The sequence below is a fragment of the Achromobacter sp. Root170 genome, assembly GCF_001428165.1.
GTDB classification, from domain to species: domain Bacteria; phylum Pseudomonadota; class Gammaproteobacteria; order Burkholderiales; family Burkholderiaceae_B; genus Achromobacter; species Achromobacter mucicolens.
Genome location: NZ_LMHN01000018.1, coordinates 57,572 through 73,939, shown reverse-complemented (window position 1 = coordinate 73,939; position 16,368 = coordinate 57,572). Strand labels below are relative to the sequence as shown.

General features: G+C 64.6%; 17 protein-coding genes. 9 read left to right on the top strand and 8 right to left on the bottom strand.

The features are described from left to right. Positions 1-80: 80 nt before the first annotated feature. Together dapA and ASD87_RS23405 are read right to left on the bottom strand one after the other, a co-directional pair. Positions 81-995, bottom strand: coding sequence for a 4-hydroxy-tetrahydrodipicolinate synthase (dapA, locus tag ASD87_RS23410; protein WP_056327142.1), 915 nt, complete (start codon positions 993-995; stop codon positions 81-83). A 344-nt stretch (positions 996-1,339) separates the two neighbouring features. Next, entirely contained in the window at positions 1,340-1,825 is a 486-nt protein-coding gene (locus ASD87_RS23405; protein WP_056327139.1) for a GAF domain-containing protein, read from the bottom strand. A gap of 143 nt (positions 1,826-1,968) precedes the next feature. On the opposite strand from ASD87_RS23405, the gene ASD87_RS23400 reads away from it, so the two are divergent. The 5 genes from ASD87_RS23400 to ASD87_RS23380 all read left to right on the top strand — a co-directional run bounded on the left by ASD87_RS23400 (position 1,969) and on the right by ASD87_RS23380 (position 6,810). Continuing rightward, complete coding sequence (locus tag ASD87_RS23400; protein WP_056327137.1) at positions 1,969-3,165, top strand: PLP-dependent aminotransferase family protein; 1,197 nt, start codon at positions 1,969-1,971, stop codon at positions 3,163-3,165. Positions 3,166-3,284: 119 nt separating this feature from the next. Beyond that, a complete protein-coding gene (gene ubiA, locus ASD87_RS23395; RefSeq protein WP_056327135.1) occupies positions 3,285-4,211 on the top strand; it encodes a 4-hydroxybenzoate octaprenyltransferase in 927 nt (308 codons plus the stop codon). Positions 4,212-4,326: 115 nt separating this feature from the next. Next, complete coding sequence (locus ASD87_RS23390) at positions 4,327-4,731, top strand: DUF1090 domain-containing protein (protein WP_056327133.1); 405 nt, start codon at positions 4,327-4,329, stop codon at positions 4,729-4,731. A gap of 360 nt (positions 4,732-5,091) precedes the next feature. Next, entirely contained in the window at positions 5,092-5,487 is a 396-nt protein-coding gene (locus tag ASD87_RS23385) for a DUF4148 domain-containing protein (RefSeq protein WP_082586414.1), read from the top strand. Between the two features lie 204 nt (positions 5,488-5,691). Then, positions 5,692-6,810, top strand: a complete 1,119-nt coding sequence (locus tag ASD87_RS23380) for a saccharopine dehydrogenase family protein (RefSeq protein WP_056327129.1) — start codon at positions 5,692-5,694, stop codon at positions 6,808-6,810. 46 nt (positions 6,811-6,856) lie between these two features. On the opposite strand, the gene glcC is transcribed toward ASD87_RS23380, so the two are convergent. Continuing rightward, positions 6,857-7,621 carry a transcriptional regulator GlcC gene (glcC, locus tag ASD87_RS23375; protein WP_056327127.1) on the bottom strand — a complete coding sequence of 255 codons (765 nt, stop codon included), beginning with the start codon at positions 7,619-7,621 and terminating at the stop codon, positions 6,857-6,859. A gap of 237 nt (positions 7,622-7,858) precedes the next feature. Between glcC and ASD87_RS23370 the strand changes: the two genes are divergently transcribed. The 3 genes from ASD87_RS23370 (at position 7,859) to ASD87_RS23360 (ending at position 11,912) form a co-directional block, all read left to right on the top strand. Then, positions 7,859-10,033, top strand: a complete 2,175-nt coding sequence (locus tag ASD87_RS23370) for a malate synthase G (protein ID WP_056327125.1) — start codon at positions 7,859-7,861, stop codon at positions 10,031-10,033. A 163-nt stretch (positions 10,034-10,196) separates the two neighbouring features. Continuing rightward, the gene (locus ASD87_RS23365; protein ID WP_056327123.1) at positions 10,197-10,814 is read left to right on the top strand and encodes a TetR/AcrR family transcriptional regulator; all 618 of its coding nucleotides are present in this window, start codon (positions 10,197-10,199) and stop codon (positions 10,812-10,814) included. A 243-nt stretch (positions 10,815-11,057) separates the two neighbouring features. Beyond that, a complete protein-coding gene (locus ASD87_RS23360) occupies positions 11,058-11,912 on the top strand; it encodes a hypothetical protein (protein WP_056327121.1) in 855 nt (284 codons plus the stop codon). Positions 11,913-12,009: 97 nt separating this feature from the next. Here ASD87_RS23360 and ASD87_RS23355 read toward each other — a convergent pair whose 3' ends face one another. The 5 genes from ASD87_RS23355 to ASD87_RS23335 form a co-directional block, all read right to left on the bottom strand. Then, positions 12,010-12,609: a TetR/AcrR family transcriptional regulator gene (locus tag ASD87_RS23355; RefSeq protein ID WP_056327119.1), complete on the bottom strand. Its 600-nt coding sequence runs from the start codon at positions 12,607-12,609 to the stop codon at positions 12,010-12,012. Positions 12,610-12,759: 150 nt separating this feature from the next. Next, on the bottom strand, positions 12,760-13,065 hold the full coding sequence (locus tag ASD87_RS23350) for a DUF4148 domain-containing protein (protein ID WP_056327117.1): 306 nt from the start codon (positions 13,063-13,065) through the stop codon (positions 12,760-12,762). Between the two features lie 84 nt (positions 13,066-13,149). Further along, positions 13,150-13,455 carry a DUF4148 domain-containing protein gene (locus tag ASD87_RS23345; RefSeq protein ID WP_056327115.1) on the bottom strand — a complete coding sequence of 102 codons (306 nt, stop codon included), beginning with the start codon at positions 13,453-13,455 and terminating at the stop codon, positions 13,150-13,152. Between the two features lie 85 nt (positions 13,456-13,540). Continuing rightward, on the bottom strand, positions 13,541-13,846 hold the full coding sequence (locus ASD87_RS23340; RefSeq protein ID WP_056327114.1) for a DUF4148 domain-containing protein: 306 nt from the start codon (positions 13,844-13,846) through the stop codon (positions 13,541-13,543). Between the two features lie 303 nt (positions 13,847-14,149). Further along, on the bottom strand, positions 14,150-15,316 hold the full coding sequence (locus ASD87_RS23335) for a mandelate racemase/muconate lactonizing enzyme family protein (protein ID WP_056327112.1): 1,167 nt from the start codon (positions 15,314-15,316) through the stop codon (positions 14,150-14,152). Positions 15,317-15,411: 95 nt separating this feature from the next. Here ASD87_RS23335 and ASD87_RS23330 point away from each other — a divergent pair, with 95 nt between their 5' ends. Further along, a complete protein-coding gene (locus tag ASD87_RS23330) occupies positions 15,412-16,341 on the top strand; it encodes a LysR substrate-binding domain-containing protein (RefSeq protein ID WP_056327110.1) in 930 nt (309 codons plus the stop codon). Positions 16,342-16,368 lie beyond the last annotated feature (27 nt).

The following is a 16,368-nucleotide window of genomic DNA, read 5'->3' as shown; positions in this document are numbered from 1 at the left end:
AGAATGGCCGCATCATAAGCAATCCGTCAGCTTCCCGGTAGGGCAAGTATTACCAATTGAATCCGGACGCCACAAAGCGCTCATGCCGCGCGCAGCGCCGGCCCACCCGCCGGAAACTGCCGATCCAGCGCATCCACCGCGGCATCCAGCTGCGCCGCGAGCGCCGCGCTGGCCGGCAGCATGGGCAGGCGCAATTCGTTCGACAGCAGCCCCTGGCGGGCAAGTTGCGCCTTCAGCGGCCCCGGATTCGGCTCGCCGAACGTCAGCCGGATCACCGGCGCCAACGCATGAAACAGGGTCCTGGCTTCGTCAAGCCGCTGCGCCCGCACCGCGCGGTGCATGGCCACGAAAAGATCGGGACGCACGTGCGCGGCGGCAGCGATCATGCCCGTGGCCCCCAGGCACATTGCGGACAGCGACTGCAGGTCTTCGCCCGCCAGCACGTTCATCCGACCATCGGCAATCAGCGCCACCGTCTTTTCCAGGGATCCGCCGCAGTCCTTGATGGCGGCGACATTCGGGTGCGCCGCCAGCGCCAGCAGCGTGGACGTGTCCAGCGTGGTGCCGGTCCGGTACGGAATGTCGTAGAGCACCAGCGGAAACCGCGAGGCATCGGCCAGGCAGCGGAAGTAGGCGGCGGCGCCTTCCTGGCCCGCGCGCACGTAGTACGGCGCGGGCGCCAGGATGCCGGCCAGCGGCCGCGTGCCGAAGGCCGACAGCCGCTGCAGCACATGGCCCTGGTGATTGCCGGCCAGTCCCATCACGATGGGCAGCGGGCCGGCTTCGGCCAGCACCGCGTCCAGCACGGCGAGCTGCTCGGCATCGTCCAGGGCCGCCGCCTCGCCGGTGCTGCCGCACACGACCAGACCGTCCACGCCCGCCGCCAGATAGTGACGCACGAGGCGGCGCAGGGCTCCGCCGTCGACATGGCCGCCCGAAAACGGCGTGACCAGGGGCACCCAGACACCCTGGAACAGAGATTGATTCGATTGCATGAGAACACTCCTTCGTATGGACCGTTGGGGGACCGTACAGAAGTGCTCGGGATATCAGTGGGGGTGCGCGCGGGTGCGCCAAAGCGCTGCCGGCAGGCCGCTGTTCCGTCGCCCATCTGACGGAACAGCATGCTCCGGTCAGATGAGCGGCTGTTTTTTGGATTTCAGGCCGGCGGCAGCCATCACCACGCCAAGGGCGCGGAGGTGGCTAGCAGTCTGGTGGGCCTGATGAATCATGAATGAGCGGGGACGCGATAGGCGGCGGATGCAGCAATCTACCGGGCGGGCGCGGCGGTGTCAACGACAGGCATTTCCGGCCGAATCCGGTGGCCGCGGGAGGGCAATCAGCCGAGCGTCGCGAGAAACACCTGGCACAGCGCTTCCATGCCCTTGCGGTCGTCTTCGTCAAAGCGGTCCGGCACGGGGCTGTCCACGTCCCACACGCCAATCAGTTCGCCCCGGTGCACCAGCGGCACCACGATTTCCGAACGCGAAGCCGCGTCGCAGGCGATGTGGCCGGGAAAAGCATGCACGTCCGGCACGAGTTGCGTCTGGCGCTGGCTGGCTGCTGCGCCGCACACGCCGCGATCAAGCGGAATGCGCACGCAGGCGGGCTTGCCCTGGAAGGGGCCCAGCACCAGTTCCGTGCCGTCGAAGAAATAAAACCCCACCCAGTTCAGTTCGGGCAGGGCCTGGAACGCCAGCGCGCTCAGGTTCGCGGCGTTGGCGATGCGGTCGGGCTCGCCTTGCAGCAGCGCACGCGCCTGGACGGTCAGTTCGGCATACAGGGCGGCTTTGGACTCGGCGACGATTGGAGCGGCTTCGAACATGGAATGTAACTGTACAGGCGGTTATCGATGCAGGTGATTTTAGGGGTTCCCCCCGATAAAGGGGCCGGGCTGTTACCGTATGGGACAATACTTTGTTGTCAACCGTATCACCCGACCCACCCTTCTTGATCAAGAAGCACTCCATGGACAAGCCTATCGAACCTGCGTTTTCCTTTTCGGAACGCGCCCTGCAACTCACCAGCTCCGCCATCCGCGAGATTCTCAAGGTCACCGAGCGCCCCGAAGTCATTTCGTTCGCAGGCGGTCTGCCCGCGCCCGGCGGCTTTCCGGTAGAAGTGGTGCGTGCGGCATTCGACAAGGTCCTGTCCACCAACGGCCGCGCGGCCCTGCAATACGGCCCCACCGAAGGTTATGCGCCCCTGCGCAAGTGGGTCGCCGATGAACTGACCGCGTCCGGCGCCGACGTCGCCCCCGACCAGGTCCTCATCGTCTCCGGCTCGCAGCAGGCGCTGGATCTGCTGGGCAAGGTGCTCATCGACAAGGACAGCAAGGTGCTGGTCGAAGACCCCAGCTATCTGGGCGCGCTGCAATCGTTCAGCCTGTACCAGCCGAACTTCGTGCCGGTGCCCACCGACGAAGGCGGCCTGATCCCCGAAGCGATCACGCCCGAACTGGCCGCCGGCGCCCGCTTCCTGTACGCCCTGCCCAACTTCCAGAACCCGACGGGCCGCACGCTCAACCTGGAACGCCGCATCGCGCTGGTCAAGCGCGCCGCCGAACTGGGCCTGACCATCGTCGAGGACGATCCCTACGGCGAACTGCGCTACGCCGGCGAGCCGCAGCCCGGCCTGATCGCGCTTGCCAAGGAATACGGCGCAAACGTCGTCCGCCTGGGCACGTTCTCCAAGGTGCTGGCGCCGGGCCTGCGCCTGGGCTACATCGTTGGCGGCCGCGCCCTCATCAACAAGCTGGTGCAGGCCAAGCAGGCCACGGACCTGCACACGCCCACGCTGACCCAGATGGCCGTGTACGAAATCGTCAAGGACGGCTTCCTGGCCGAACACCTGCCGAACGTGCGCGAGATCTACCGCGCCCAGGGCAGCTGCATGCTGGACGCCATCCAAAAGGAATTCCCGTCCACTGTCACCTGGACCAAGCCGGAAGGCGGCATGTTCATCTGGCTGACGCTGCCCGAGCACATCGACAGCACCAAGCTGCTCGAAAAAGCCATCGCGCAGAACGTGGCCTTCGTGCCCGGCGCGCCGTTCTACAGCGGCGAAGGCAAGCGAAACACGCTGCGCCTCAGTTTCGCGACCGTGCCGGAAGACAAGATCCGCACCGGCATCGCCATCCTGGGCAAGCTGCTGAAGGCGGAATGACAACGTCCGCGGCCGTCCCCGCAGGGGCGGCGCGGATGCGTTGATCACCGATCGGCCGGGCGCAGCGCCCGGCCGTTGTTTTATGCTGTCGGCTTTCCCGACCTCTTTTGACCGAGACAGTGAGCGCTTCGCAACCTTCCCCCGCCGACCTCAGTGACATCGTCTTCACCGACTGGGTCGAACGCTGGCTTCCGAAGTCATGGCGTCCCTATGCCCGCCTGTGCCGCCTGGACCGTCCCATCGGCACCTGGCTGACCCTGCTGCCGGCGATCGCCGCGCTGGTCCAGGCCGCGGGCGGCCTGCCCGACTTCAAACGCCTCATCGTGTTCTCGCTGGGCGCGCTGCTCATGCGCGGCATCGGCTGCACCGTCAACGACATGTGCGACCGCAACTTCGACAAGCACGTCGAACGCACGCGCTTCCGTCCGCTGACCAGCGGCCAGCTGTCGATGAAGAACGCCATCTGGTTCCTGCTCGGCCAACTGCTGGTCTGCGGCTCGCTGCTCTTTTTCCTGAACGACATGAGCCGCTGGCTAGCCGTGGCGGTTCTGCCCTTCGTCTTCATCTATCCGCTGTGCAAGCGCGTCACGTACTGGCCGCAGGTCGTGCTGGGCATCTGCTTTAACTGGGGCATGCTCATGGCCTGGTCGGACACGCAGAACCATGTGCCGCTTGCCGCCATCGCCATGTGGATGGGCGCCGTGCTGTGGCAGGTAGGCTACGACAGCATCTACGCCTACGTGGACGTGCGCGACGATCGCAGCCTGGGCCTGCACTCGACCGCCATGCGCTTTGGCGACCAGGGCAAGCTCTGGATCGGCGGTTTCTACGTGGGCACGGTGCTGTTGTGGGCCTGGGGCGGGCATGCGATGGGCCTGTCGTGGGCCTATCAGGTGGGCATGATCGCCGTGGCGGCGCACCTCGCGTGGCAATTGAAAGTCTTCGACATTCAGCGTCCCGACCGTAACTTCATGCTCTTTCGCGCCAACCTGTGGCTGGGCGCGCTGCTTGTCGTGGCCGCGCTGGCGGGTGCGCTGATCCGCTGATCCCCGGCAAACGCCACGGCGCCCGGCCGTGGCGCTTGCCGCTTTGGCCGCCTGTTTGCGGGATTGCCGCGCGCGGGCGATGATGGCCTTTCCGCCCACGTCACGGAGTCACCGCATGCCCGCATCGTTCAAATCCCTGACTGTCGCCGCCGCCGCGTGCGCCCTCTTTGCCGCATTGCCGGCACAGGCCGCCACCGACTGCGCACCGCTGCGCGGCTGCGCGGCCAAGTTCTGCCACATCGAAAACGACATCGCCGCCGCGCAGGCGCAGAACAACACACGCCGCGAGGCGGGTCTGCGCAAGGCGCTGTCCGAGGCCAAGGCAAGCTGCACCGACAGCCGCCTGCAATCGCAGCGCGAGGCCGACGTGCGCGAGAAGCAATCCAAGGTCACTGAGCGCCAGCAAGAGCTGAAAGAGGCTAAGGCCAAGGGCAAGCAGGACAAGATCGACAAGGCCCAACGCAAACTCGACGAAGCGCAGGCCGAATACAACGACGCACTGGCCGATCTGAACCGCTGATCCGCCGCAGTCTGCTGGCCAGGGCGGCTCGCCGCGCTGGCCACCTCCTTCCGGCCGACTTCCGGCCATCTCCTTCTGGCCGACTTCTGGCCCCCTCCCCCTGTCTTCGCTGCACCCGCCAGCCCCCGGCGCGCTGCCGAAAATCTGACACGTCATCCGGTGGAAATATCGCCACCCATGGCGTCAACATGGACAATCCATGTCGATTAGCCATGATTATGGAAAGATGTTTTCAAGGAATAAGGGTTTATCCCAGGGTTGTTTAGGCACAGAATGCCTCTCATCGGGACACAGCAAGCGAGCCCCAGGCAATTAGGTCTGAGGCTCGAATCCCAAGCTCACAAGACTCGGAGGTCTGCCATGAAAACCCTTGCTACCGCATTGATGTTGTCCATGTCCGTTCTGGCCGCCGGCGCCCAAGCCGCCGAAGCCGACCAAGCCACCACCCGCGCTCAAGTTCAAGCCGAGCTGCAACAAGCCAAGGTTTCGGGCCAATACACCTTTGGCGAAGAAGGCTACCCCGCCCCCATCGCCCAACGCAGCAGCCTGACCTCGCAGCAAGTGCAAGCTGAACTGGCCCAGGCCAAGAATGCCGGCCAGGTCACCTTCGGCAACATGGACTACCCGCCCGTCGCGGCTTCGGCTTCCGCCTCGACGCTGACCCGCGCCCAAGTTGAATCGCAACTGGCGCAAGCCAAGACCGAAGGCCTGGTGACCTTCGGCAACATGGACTATCCCCCCCACCTGGGCAGCTGATCCACGGGCCGCGCCGGCCGTGAATCACAACCAGGCAGCCCTCTGGCCACAAGCCAGAGGGCTTTTTGTTTGACGTTTCGACAAATAAATAAGTCATATCGACGTTACTTAAAACCGATTCGACATTTTTGCTGCTACAAATCGACAGCACTCCCGCATAGGATTGAGGCCACTTCCCTTCCCTCTCATTGCAGGAGCAGCATCATGTCCACGCACACCAAACCCATCGTTCTGCTGGGTGCCGGAAAAATCGGTTTCGCGATCGCGCTGATGCTGGAACGCAGCGGCGATTATTCGGTTCTGGTCGCGGACCAGGACGCCGGCCGCCTTGCCGTGCTGGCTGAACTGGGCTGCGAAACGCGCCAGGTAAGCGACGATGCCGGCGTGGCGCGTTGCATCGAAGGCGCTTACGCCGTGGTCAATGCGCTGCCCTTTCATCGCGCAGTCGCGGTGGCGGGCCTATGTGCCAAGGCCGGCGTGCATTACTTCGACCTCACCGAAGACGTCGCCAGCACGCATGCGATCCAGGCGCTCGCCAACGAGGCGCGCGCCGTGCTCATGCCGCAATGCGGCCTGGCGCCCGGCTTCATCGGCATCGTCGGCAACGCGCTCGCCCGCCGTTTCGACACCCTGCTGGACCTGCGGATGCGGGTCGGCGCACTGCCGCGCTATCCCTCCAACAGCCTGCGCTACAACCTGACGTGGAGCACCGAGGGGCTCATCAACGAATACTGCAATCCGTGCGAGGCCATCGTCGACGGGCAACTGACCAGCGTGCCCGCATTGGAAGGCTACGAAACCTTTGCGCTGGACGGCGTCGAGTACGAGGCCTTCAACACCTCCGGCGGTCTGGGTACCCTGCCCGCCACGCTGCTGGGGCGCGCCCGCAACGTCGACTACAAGTCGGTGCGCTACCCCGGTCATTGCAGCATCATGAAGCTGCTGCTCAATGACCTGCGCCTGCGTGATCGCCGCGATCTGCTCAAGGACATCTTCGAGTCGGCCATCCCCACCACCGAGCAGGACGTGATCGTCATCCAGGCATCGGCCTCCGGCTATCGGCATGGCCGCCTGGAAGAAGAGTCGTATCCGATCCGCGTGTTCGGCGCCGAGGTGGACGGCCATCGGCTCAGCGCGATCCAGCTGTCCACCGCTGCCGGCATCTGCGCCGCGCTCGATCTGGTGGCGCACGGGGTGCTGGCGCAGCAGGGCTTTGTGGGACAAGAGGCCATCGGTCTGGACGCGCTCCTCACCAACCGCTTCGGCCGCATCTATGCGGGCAAGCCCCTGGCGCTGGCCGGCTGCGCGGTAGCCGACCGCTAGCGCTCCGGGGGCCGCACGCGCGACCCGCGCTTTCGTGCGTGCGGCGTTACGTCCAGCCTTCCAGGCGCAGCGTCGCACGCACCAGGCGCTGTTCTTCCTGCTCGATGTCCGCCAGGCTCTGGCGCACGCTATCCACATGGTCCGCCGCCGCCTTGCGGGCCTGCTCGGGCTGGCGCCCGATCACGGCATTGAAAAGCCGCGTGTGCTGCCGGTCGATCTGCCGCTTTTCCGGTTCGCGGTGATACAGGTTGTTCACGCAGGCGAACACCGACCCCAGCAACAGATCCGTCAACGATTGCAGCGTATGCACCAGCACGGGATTGTGCGAGGCCTCGCAGATCGCCAGATGAAAGGCATGGTCCAGATGCGCGTGGGTGGCGGTGTCGGTGGCGGCGCCCTGCGCGGACACCATCTCGTCATACCGGCGCCGGATCATGATGAAATCCGCCTCGGTTCCGCGAATGGCCGCCAGCCGCGCCGATTCGGCCTCCAGCAACGACCGCACTTCCAGCAGGTCATACAGCGTGCGCGGCTGCGAATTGAACAGATGCATCAGCGGGCCGGCGTCCACCTTCGAGATTTGCGCCACGAACGAGCCCTTGCCTTGCGCGGTGTGGATGATCTCGCGCGCGCGCAGCAGCTTCAGTCCCTCGCGCAGCGCCGTGCGCGACACGCCCAGCTTTTCGGTCAGGCGCCGCTCGGACGGCAGGGCCTGTCCCGCCTTGAGCACGCCATCCAGAATCAGGCGCTCTATCCGTTCGGCGACTTCATCGGCCACCTGACGGGGCTTTTCTTCGATTTCCGCGTGCATGCAATCTCCGCACCAGTGGTATGACCATGCGCGGTCGACGCTTGCGCGGCTCGGCCTTGCCTCGGTAAGTGGCTGATATCAAACCACAAAAATCGGCGCTTCGCCTGACGCTCGCCTCACAAACTGGTATGACCAGCTGGTTTTCGTATGGACATCGGCGCGGGCGCGGACGATGATGTCAGCACCCCTCACCCGGCGCGGCGCGCCGGTCTGCCTTACTTATCGCCAGAGATCCGCATGACTCAACGCATCCAGCACCACGGCCTGCAAGTGGCGGCCAATCTCAGTCAATTCATTGAACAGGAAGCGCTGCCCGGCTCCGGCCTGGATGTCGACGGCTTCTGGCAAGGCTTTGCAGCCCTGGTGCACGATCTGGCGCCGAAGAACCGGGCCTTGCTCGCCGAGCGCGACCGCCTGCAGGCCGAGCTCGACGCCTGGCACCGCGCCCATCCTGGTCCCATTACGGATCCGGCCGCCTACCGCAAGTTCCTTGGAGGCATCGGCTATCTGCTGCCGCAACCGGCCACCGTGCGCGCCACCACCGACAACGTGGACACCGAAATCTCGCAGCAGGCCGGCCCGCAGCTCGTCGTGCCGATGTCCAATCCCCGTTATGCGCTGAACGCGGCCAACGCGCGTTGGGGCAGCCTGTACGACGCCCTGTACGGCACCGACGCCATCCCCGCCACGCCCGGCGACACGGGCCGCGGCTACAACCCGGAACGCGGCGCGGCCGTCATCGCGCGCGCACGCAGCTTCCTGGACACCGCCGCGCCGCTTGCACAGGGCTCGCACGCCGATGCCAAGGGCTACACGGTCGAGGGCGGTGAGCTGCGCGTGGCGCTTGCCACCGGCGCAACCGGCCTCAAGTCCGGCGCGCAATTCGTCGGCTACCAGGGCGATGCGTCCGCCCCCACGGCCATCCTGCTCAAGAACAACGGCCTGCATTTCGAGATCCAGATCGACCGCGCCAGCACCATTGGCAGCACCGACGCGGCGGGCGTCAAGGACGTGGTTGTCGAAGCGGCGCTGACCACCATCATGGACTGCGAAGACTCGGTCGCGGCTGTCGACGCCGACGACAAGGTCCAGATCTATCGCAACTGGCTCGGCCTGATGAAGGGCGATCTGACCGAGGACGTCACCAAGGGCGGCAAGACCTTCACCCGCAAGCTCAACGCAGACCGCAACTACACGCGGCCGGACGGTTCGGCGCTGACGCTGCATGGCCGCTCGCTCATGTTCGTGCGCAACGTGGGCCATCTGATGACCAACCCGGCCGTGCTGGACCGCGACGGCCAGGAAATTCCCGAAGGCATCCTGGACGCCGTCGTCACCAGCCTGGCCGCGCTGCAGGACCGCCAGAAGAAGCTCAATTCGCGCACGGGTTCGGTCTACATCGTCAAGCCCAAGATGCACGGCCCCGCCGAAGCCGCGTTCGCCAGCGAGCTCTTCGACCGCGTCGAAGACTTGATCCGCGTGCCGCGCAACACCCTGAAAATGGGCATCATGGACGAAGAGCGCCGCACCAGCGTCAACCTGAAGGCCTGCATCGAAGCCGCTGCCTCGCGCGTCGCGTTCATCAACACGGGCTTTCTGGACCGCACCGGCGACGAAATGCACTCGGGGATGGAAGCCGGCCCCATGCTGCGCAAGGGCGACATGAAGTCCAGCGCATGGATCACCGCCTACGAACGCAACAACGTGCTGGTCGGGCTGGACGCCGGCCTGCGCGGCCGCGCCCAGATCGGCAAGGGCATGTGGGCCATGCCCGACCTGATGGCCGCCATGCTCGAACAGAAGATCGCGCATCCCAAGGCGGGCGCCAATACCGCCTGGGTGCCCTCGCCCACGGCCGCCACGCTGCATGCGCTGCATTACCACCAGATCGACGTGCAGGCGGTCCAGCAGGAACTCGAACGCACCCAGCTCGACAGCGTGCGCGACGAGCTTCTGAATGGCCTGCTCACCGTGCCGGTCGGCGATCCTTCCAAATGGTCCGCCGCCGACATCCAGCAAGAGCTGGACAACAACGTGCAAGGCATTCTCGGCTATGTGGTGCGCTGGATCGACCAGGGCGTGGGCTGCTCGAAGGTGCCCGACATCCACAACGTGGGGCTGATGGAAGACCGCGCCACGTTGCGCATCTCCAGCCAGCACATCGCCAACTGGCTGCGCCACGGCATCACGAACCGCGATCAGGTCATGGAGACCTTCAAGCGCATGGCCAAGATCGTCGACGGGCAGAACGCGGGCGATCCGCTCTACCAGCCGATGGCAGGCAACTTTGACACCTCGCTGGCGTTCAAGGCCGCGTGCGCGCTGGTGTTCGAAGGGCTGACGCAGCCCAACGGCTACACCGAGCCGCTGCTGCACAAGTACCGCCTGGAGTACAAGGCCGCGCGCGCCTGATCCAGGCTGTGCAAGCGTGACCACGCCGGACGGCATTGCCGTCCGACTTTTTTTTTCGGCTGACACTGCCCGCCAAGGCGTTCGCGCAAGCCGGATCTCACGCTACCATCCGCCCCGAATTAAAGGCAGCGACCTTTTCGCACGATCGTGCTAAATTCCCGCCATGACAGCAAAAACCGAGAAAAGCGAACTCACCTTCGCGGCGATCGTGAACACGGCGCTCGACATGGCCGCCGCGCAAGGCATGGAAAGCCTTTCGCTGGGCCAGGTCGCCAAACGGCTCGGCATCAGCAAGAGCGGCGTGTTCTCGCGCGTCGGCTCGCTGGAAGCCCTGCAGCAGGCGGTGCTGGATGAATACGACCGGCGCTTCGTCGAAGCCGTCTTCACGCCGGCCATGGCGTACCCGCGCGGTCTGCCGCGCCTGAATGCCCTGGTTTCGCTGTGGATCGACCGCGCCAGCAATGTCGAGACGCTTACCGGCTGCATCTACGTGGCCGGCGCATTTGAATACGACGACGTCGACTCCCCGCTACGCTCGGTGTTGGAACACAACCTGAAACGCTGGCGCGCCGCCATGGTGCGCACAGTGAACCAAGCGCTGGAGGCCGGGCATCTGCGTCCCGACACCGATCCGCAGCAGCTGGTGTTCGAGGTCTACAGCCTGATGATCGGCTTGATGCACGACGCTCGGTTCCTTCGCGACCCCAAGGCGCACGAGCGCGTGAAGGCAGGTTACGAACGCCTCATTTCCACGTACCGCAGCTTCAAGTACATCGAGTAGTCCCCACCTCGCCGGCTCCGTCCCGGCATTTACTTTCGCTAAATTTCGCACGACCGTGCGAATATTGACAGGAGCAGGCCATGTGGATTCTCATTCCGATAGGCGCATTAGGCGTATCCTCCGTCCTTTGGCGCCAGTGGCGCGCGCTGCTGCGCCAGTTGCCCGACCGCGCCGACCATCTAGTGCTGTTCTGAGTCCGGGCGCCCGGGAATACCGTCCGGCTTCCACTCCGCCCCACACACCATGACGCGCTCCATTCATCTGCTGATCGTCGACCCGCAAAACGATTTTTGCGACCTGCCCGACGCTTATCGGCCCACCGATCCCCTGACCGGATCGGCGGTCGAGCCCGCGCTGCCCATCGCAGGCGCGCATGCGGACATGCAGCGGCTGGCGCGCTTCATCGACGCCACCGCTCACGCGCTCTCGTCGATCACGGTCACGCTCGATTCGCACCACCGGCTGGATATCGCGCACCCCACCTTCTGGCGCATGGGCAACGGCGACCCGGTGCCGCCCTTCACGCCGATCACGGCGGCGCAGTTGCGCGCGGGTGAATTCGTGCCCCGGCATGATGACGACGTGCCGCGCACCCTGAACTACCTGGACGAACTAGAAGCTCGCGGCCGTTACACCCTGATGGCCTGGCCGGTGCATTGCGAAATCGGCACCTGGGGCCACAACGTGCATGCCGACGTGCGCGCCGCCTACGGCCGCTGGGAGGAAGACCGCCAGTTCATCGTGCGCAAGGTGCCCAAAGGCGCCAACCCCTGGACGGAACACTACAGCGCACTAATGGCCGAAGTGCCGGACGCCGACGACCCGCGCAGCCAGCTCAACCGCGGCTTGCTGGATTCGCTGGACCGCGCGGATCTGATTCTTGTGGCGGGCGAAGCGGGCAGCCACTGCGTGAAGGCCACCGTCGAGCACCTGGCCGAACATCTGCCCGGCGGCAACCTGTCGCGCATCGTGCTGCTGACCGACTGCATGAGCCCGGTCGCGGGTTTTGCCAACGCGCAGGCCGGTTTTCTGCATCGCATGCGGGATCTTGGCGTGCAGCAACGCACCAGTACCGACATGGCGCGCGCGTTGGCGTAGAACCGCTGCTACGAGACCCGCGGGCCCAATGACAACGGCCGCCTGCAAGCGCAAGGCGACCGTGAATCAGTGAAAGGCGGGTGCCGAAGCACAACGTTCAGGCTGCGTGTCCCGCCGTCTTGCCTTCGCATTCGACGTAAAGCGCGCTGATCGCTTCGCACAGGGCCGGGGGCTGCTGAAACAGTCGCGACACCAGCAGGCAGCCCTGGATCGTCGCGAACACGGCGCGCCCCGCGGCTTCGGGCGTTCCGGAAAACTTCAAGGTGCCCTGCGCCGCGCCTTCGGCCAGCACGCGGGCCAACCACGCTTCGTGCGCGCGGAAAAATCCCTGCAACGCGCCGCGGACCCGCTCGGACAGGCTCATCACGTCGGCGGCCAGCATGCCGCCCAGACAGAGTTCACCGGAACCGCACGCGGCCGATTCCATCATCGAGAGGTATTTCTCAAGCTGCGCCTGCGCCGGCAGCGTGGTATCGATTCCGCGCACCGCGCCAAGTGCGCGCGTGCTGTAGGCTTCGACGGCTTCGTAAAGCAGGTCGTCCTTGCCCGGAAAGTAGTAGTGGATGCTGGACGTCTTCACGCCCACATGCTCAGCCAGGTCGCGGTAGCTGAAGCCGTTGCATCCGCGCATGCGGATCAGCTTCTCGGCATGCGCCAGAAGCAATTCGCGAGTGGTGTTGGAAGTCGGGGTATCCATGGCTGCATATTACCTACTAATAGGTCGGCTCGTCATTGGGACGGTCCCTGATCGGTATTGCCGAGAGGTCCGCTCAAGCCGCCGACAGTGCCAGCGAACCCCGGCCGGGAATGATCCCGTTCCCGGGGTCCGCTTCGATTGCCATCTGCTTCAGCCTTGCACGGGCGGGTAGTCCAGTTCGCCGCCGTCGGTCAGGCCTTGGGCGCGGGCGGCGGCCAGTTCCTGCTTCACTTGGGCCCGGGTCTTGTCGCCGGCGTGGGCATACGCGGTGGCGGCGTAGCCTTCTTCGCCCGACACCAGTTCACCGTTGGCGCGTGCGGCGGCCAGTTCTTGCTGCACCTGAGCGCGGGTCACCGTACTTTGCGTGTTCAAGGCGGGCGGGTAGTCCAGTTCGCCAGCTTGGGCGGCGCCGATGAAGGAGGCGGACAGGATCAGGGCGGATACGAGGGTCTTCATGAGAATGCTCCAGTCAATGTGAGTTGCTATATCGAAGTTGCGTTGGTGCTATCTAGTTGTAGATAGATAAGAGGTCGGAAAAATTCAGCCTTGAACGGGCGGGTAATCCAGTTCGCCACCATCAGTCAGGCCTTGGGCGCGGGCGGCAGCCAGTTCCTGCTTCACTTGGGCGCGGGTCTTGTCGCTAGCGAAAGCGATCGGGGCGGCGGCGTAGCCTTCTTCACCAAACGCCAGTTCGCCGTTGGCACGGGCGGCGGCCAGTTCTTGCTGCACTTGAGCGCGGGTCACGGTGCTTTGGGTGTTCAGTTCGGGCGGGTAGTCCAGTTCGCCGGCTTGGGCGGCGCCGATGAAGGAAGCGGACAGGATCAGGGCGGATACGAGGGTCTTCATGAGAATGCTCCAGTCAATGTGAGTTGCTGCGTCGAAGTTGGGTTACGGCTATCTAGTTATAGATAGATAAGCGGTCGAAAAAATATCAGCCTTGAACGGGCGGGTAGTCCAGTTCGCCGCTGTCGGTCAGGCCTTGGGCGCGGGCGGCAGCCAGTTCTTGCTTCACTTGGGCGCGGGTCTTGTCACCGGCGAAAGCGATCGGGGCGGCGGCGTAGCCTTCTTCACCAAACGCCAGTGCGCCGTTGGCACGGGCAGCGGCCAGTTCTTGCTGGACTTGAGCGCGGGTCACCGTGCTGTGCGTGTCCAGGGCAGGCGGGTAGTCCAGTTCGCCGGCTTGGGCGGCGCCGATGAACGAAGCGGAAAGAATCAGGGCGGATACGAGGGTCTTCATGGTCAATCTCCGAGATAAGTTAAAGTGTGCGTTTCAGTTAGCTATCTACTTGTAGGTAGATGTCGAGCGAAATAAAAAAGCGGTCCTACTGTATTTCTGGGTTCGGCGCCGGGCGGTTTTGTGGGGTGCGCTGCGTCGATGGATGAATCTTACCTACTACTAGATAGACAGCGCAAGCAGTTTAAGTGAAACAATTTATTTCGTGGGGCGGATTGGCAACACAGCCTGTAGGGCCCCGGCGGCACGCGCAACGCTGCGCCGGGCGGTCCGGCGACTCAGCCAACGGAGCCGCCCCGCCCTGCGTCACGCCGACAGTGCGCGCATGACGGCATACAGATCGGACTTGCCCTCGAAGCCGATGCCAGGCAGATCGGGCATCGTCACATGGCCAGCTTCCACCTTCACGCCATCTGGAAACCCGCCGAACGGCTGGAACAGATCCGGATAACTTTCATTGCCGCCAAGCCCCAGGCCCGCCGCGATGTTCAACGACATCTGGTGCCCGCCATGCGGCACGCACCGGCTGGCAGACCAGCCGTGCTGACGAAGCATCGCCAATGTGCGCAGATACTCCACCAGCCCGTAACTGAGCGCGCAATCGAACTGTAGATAGTCGCGGTCCGCGCGCATGCCGCCGTAGCGGATCAGGTTGCGGGCATCCTGCATCGAAAAGAGGTTCTCGCCCGTCGCCATGGGCTTGTCGTAGTAGTTGCGCAGCGTCGCCTGCAGTTCGAAGTCCAGCGGGTCGCCGGCCTCCTCGTACCAGAAGAGATCGTACTGGGACAGCGCCTTGGCGTATGCAATCGCCGTGTCCAGATCGAACCGCCCGTTCGCGTCGACAGCCAGCTTCTGGCCGTCCTGCAGCACGCTGAGCACCGAGTCGATCCGGCGCAGGTCTTCGTCCAGCGATGCACCGCCGATCTTCTTTTTCACGACCGTATAGCCGCGGTCCAGATAGCTGCGCATCTCGTCCTTGAGCTTGGCGTGGTCCTGTCCCGGATGGTAGTACCCGCCTGCGGCGTAGACGAACACGCGCCGATCCGGCTGGCCATTGCCGTAGCGTTCGGCCAGCAATTGGAAAAGCGGCTTGCCTTCAATCTTCGCCACCGCATCCCACACGGCCATGTCGATCGTGCCGATCGCCACCGATCGCTCGCCGTGGCCGCCGGGCTTCTCGTTCCTGAACATCGCATCCCAGACCTTGTGCGGGTCCAGGTTGCGCCCCGTGGCATCCGCGAGCGAATCCGGGTCCGCCTCCAGCACGCGCGGGATGAAGCGCTCGCGCATCAGCTTGCCCTGGCCATAGCGGCCGTTGGAGTTGAACCCGTAACCGACCACCGGCTTGCCGTCGCGGATCACGTCGGTGATCACCGCGACCAGGCTCAGCGTCATCTTGCTGAAATCGATGTAGGCGTTGCGGATAGGTGAACTGATGGGCAGGGTCTGCTCGCGGATATCGACGATTCTCATGGCTTGTCTCCAGTTGGGGCGCATCGTGAATCGATAGATTAGTGGCGCATCCCTGCCCTAGAATTCACCCAAGTTCATTTGATTATTAACTTCCAGTGAAAGCGGACCTTGCCTCAGAGCTGCAATTCTTTGTGCTGATCGCGCGGCTGGGCAGCCTGTCCGCGGCGGCGCGGCAGCTGGACCTGACGCCTCCCGCGGCCACCAAGCGGCTCGCGCTGATGGAAAAGCGCCTCGGCGTGCGGCTGGTCAACCGCACGACGCGCAGCATCAGTCTGACCAATGAAGGCGAAACCTATCTGACCTACGCGGCTCGGATCCTTGCCGACCTGCGGGAAATGGAGGACGTGGTGTCGAGCAGCAGCGCGCAACCGCGCGGCCTTATCCGGGTCAATGCCACGCTCGGTTTCGGCCGCACGACCATCGCGCCGCTGGTCTCGGACTTTGCAAGGCGCTATCCGCAGGTCCAGGTCGAACTGGAGGTGACCGACCGTCCCATCGACCTGGTGGAAGGCGGCTTCGACCTGGCCATCCGCTTCGGCGAACTCCCCGACAAGCGTCTTGCCGCGCGGCGCATCATGACCAATCGCCGCTTTCTTTGCGCCTCGCCTCACTACCTGAAGGCGCACGGCACGCCGGCCACCCTTGCCGACCTCGCCCATCACCAATGCATTCTTCATCGGCAAAACGACGAAGCGCACGGCGTCTGGCGCTTCACGCATCAAGACAGCGTGGAAGTGGTGAAGGTCGAAGGTGGGCTTTCCAGCAACGACGGTGACATCGTTCTGGGCTGGGCGCTGGATGGCCACGGCATCCTGATCCGGTCGGAATGGGATCTGGCCAAATACCTGGAAAGCGGCCGGCTGCGGGTGGTGTTGCCCGATTTCGCGCTGCCGTCGGCCGACCTGTTCGTCTACTATCCGCAGCGCCGCAATCAGACGGCCCGCGCGCGCGCCTTCATTGATTTTCTGGTGCAGGCCTTTCTCCCGGCCGGCGAACAACCGACGCCGGCCCCCGGGAAAAAGTAGCCGCCGCCACCAGCAGCGTCTGGCGGG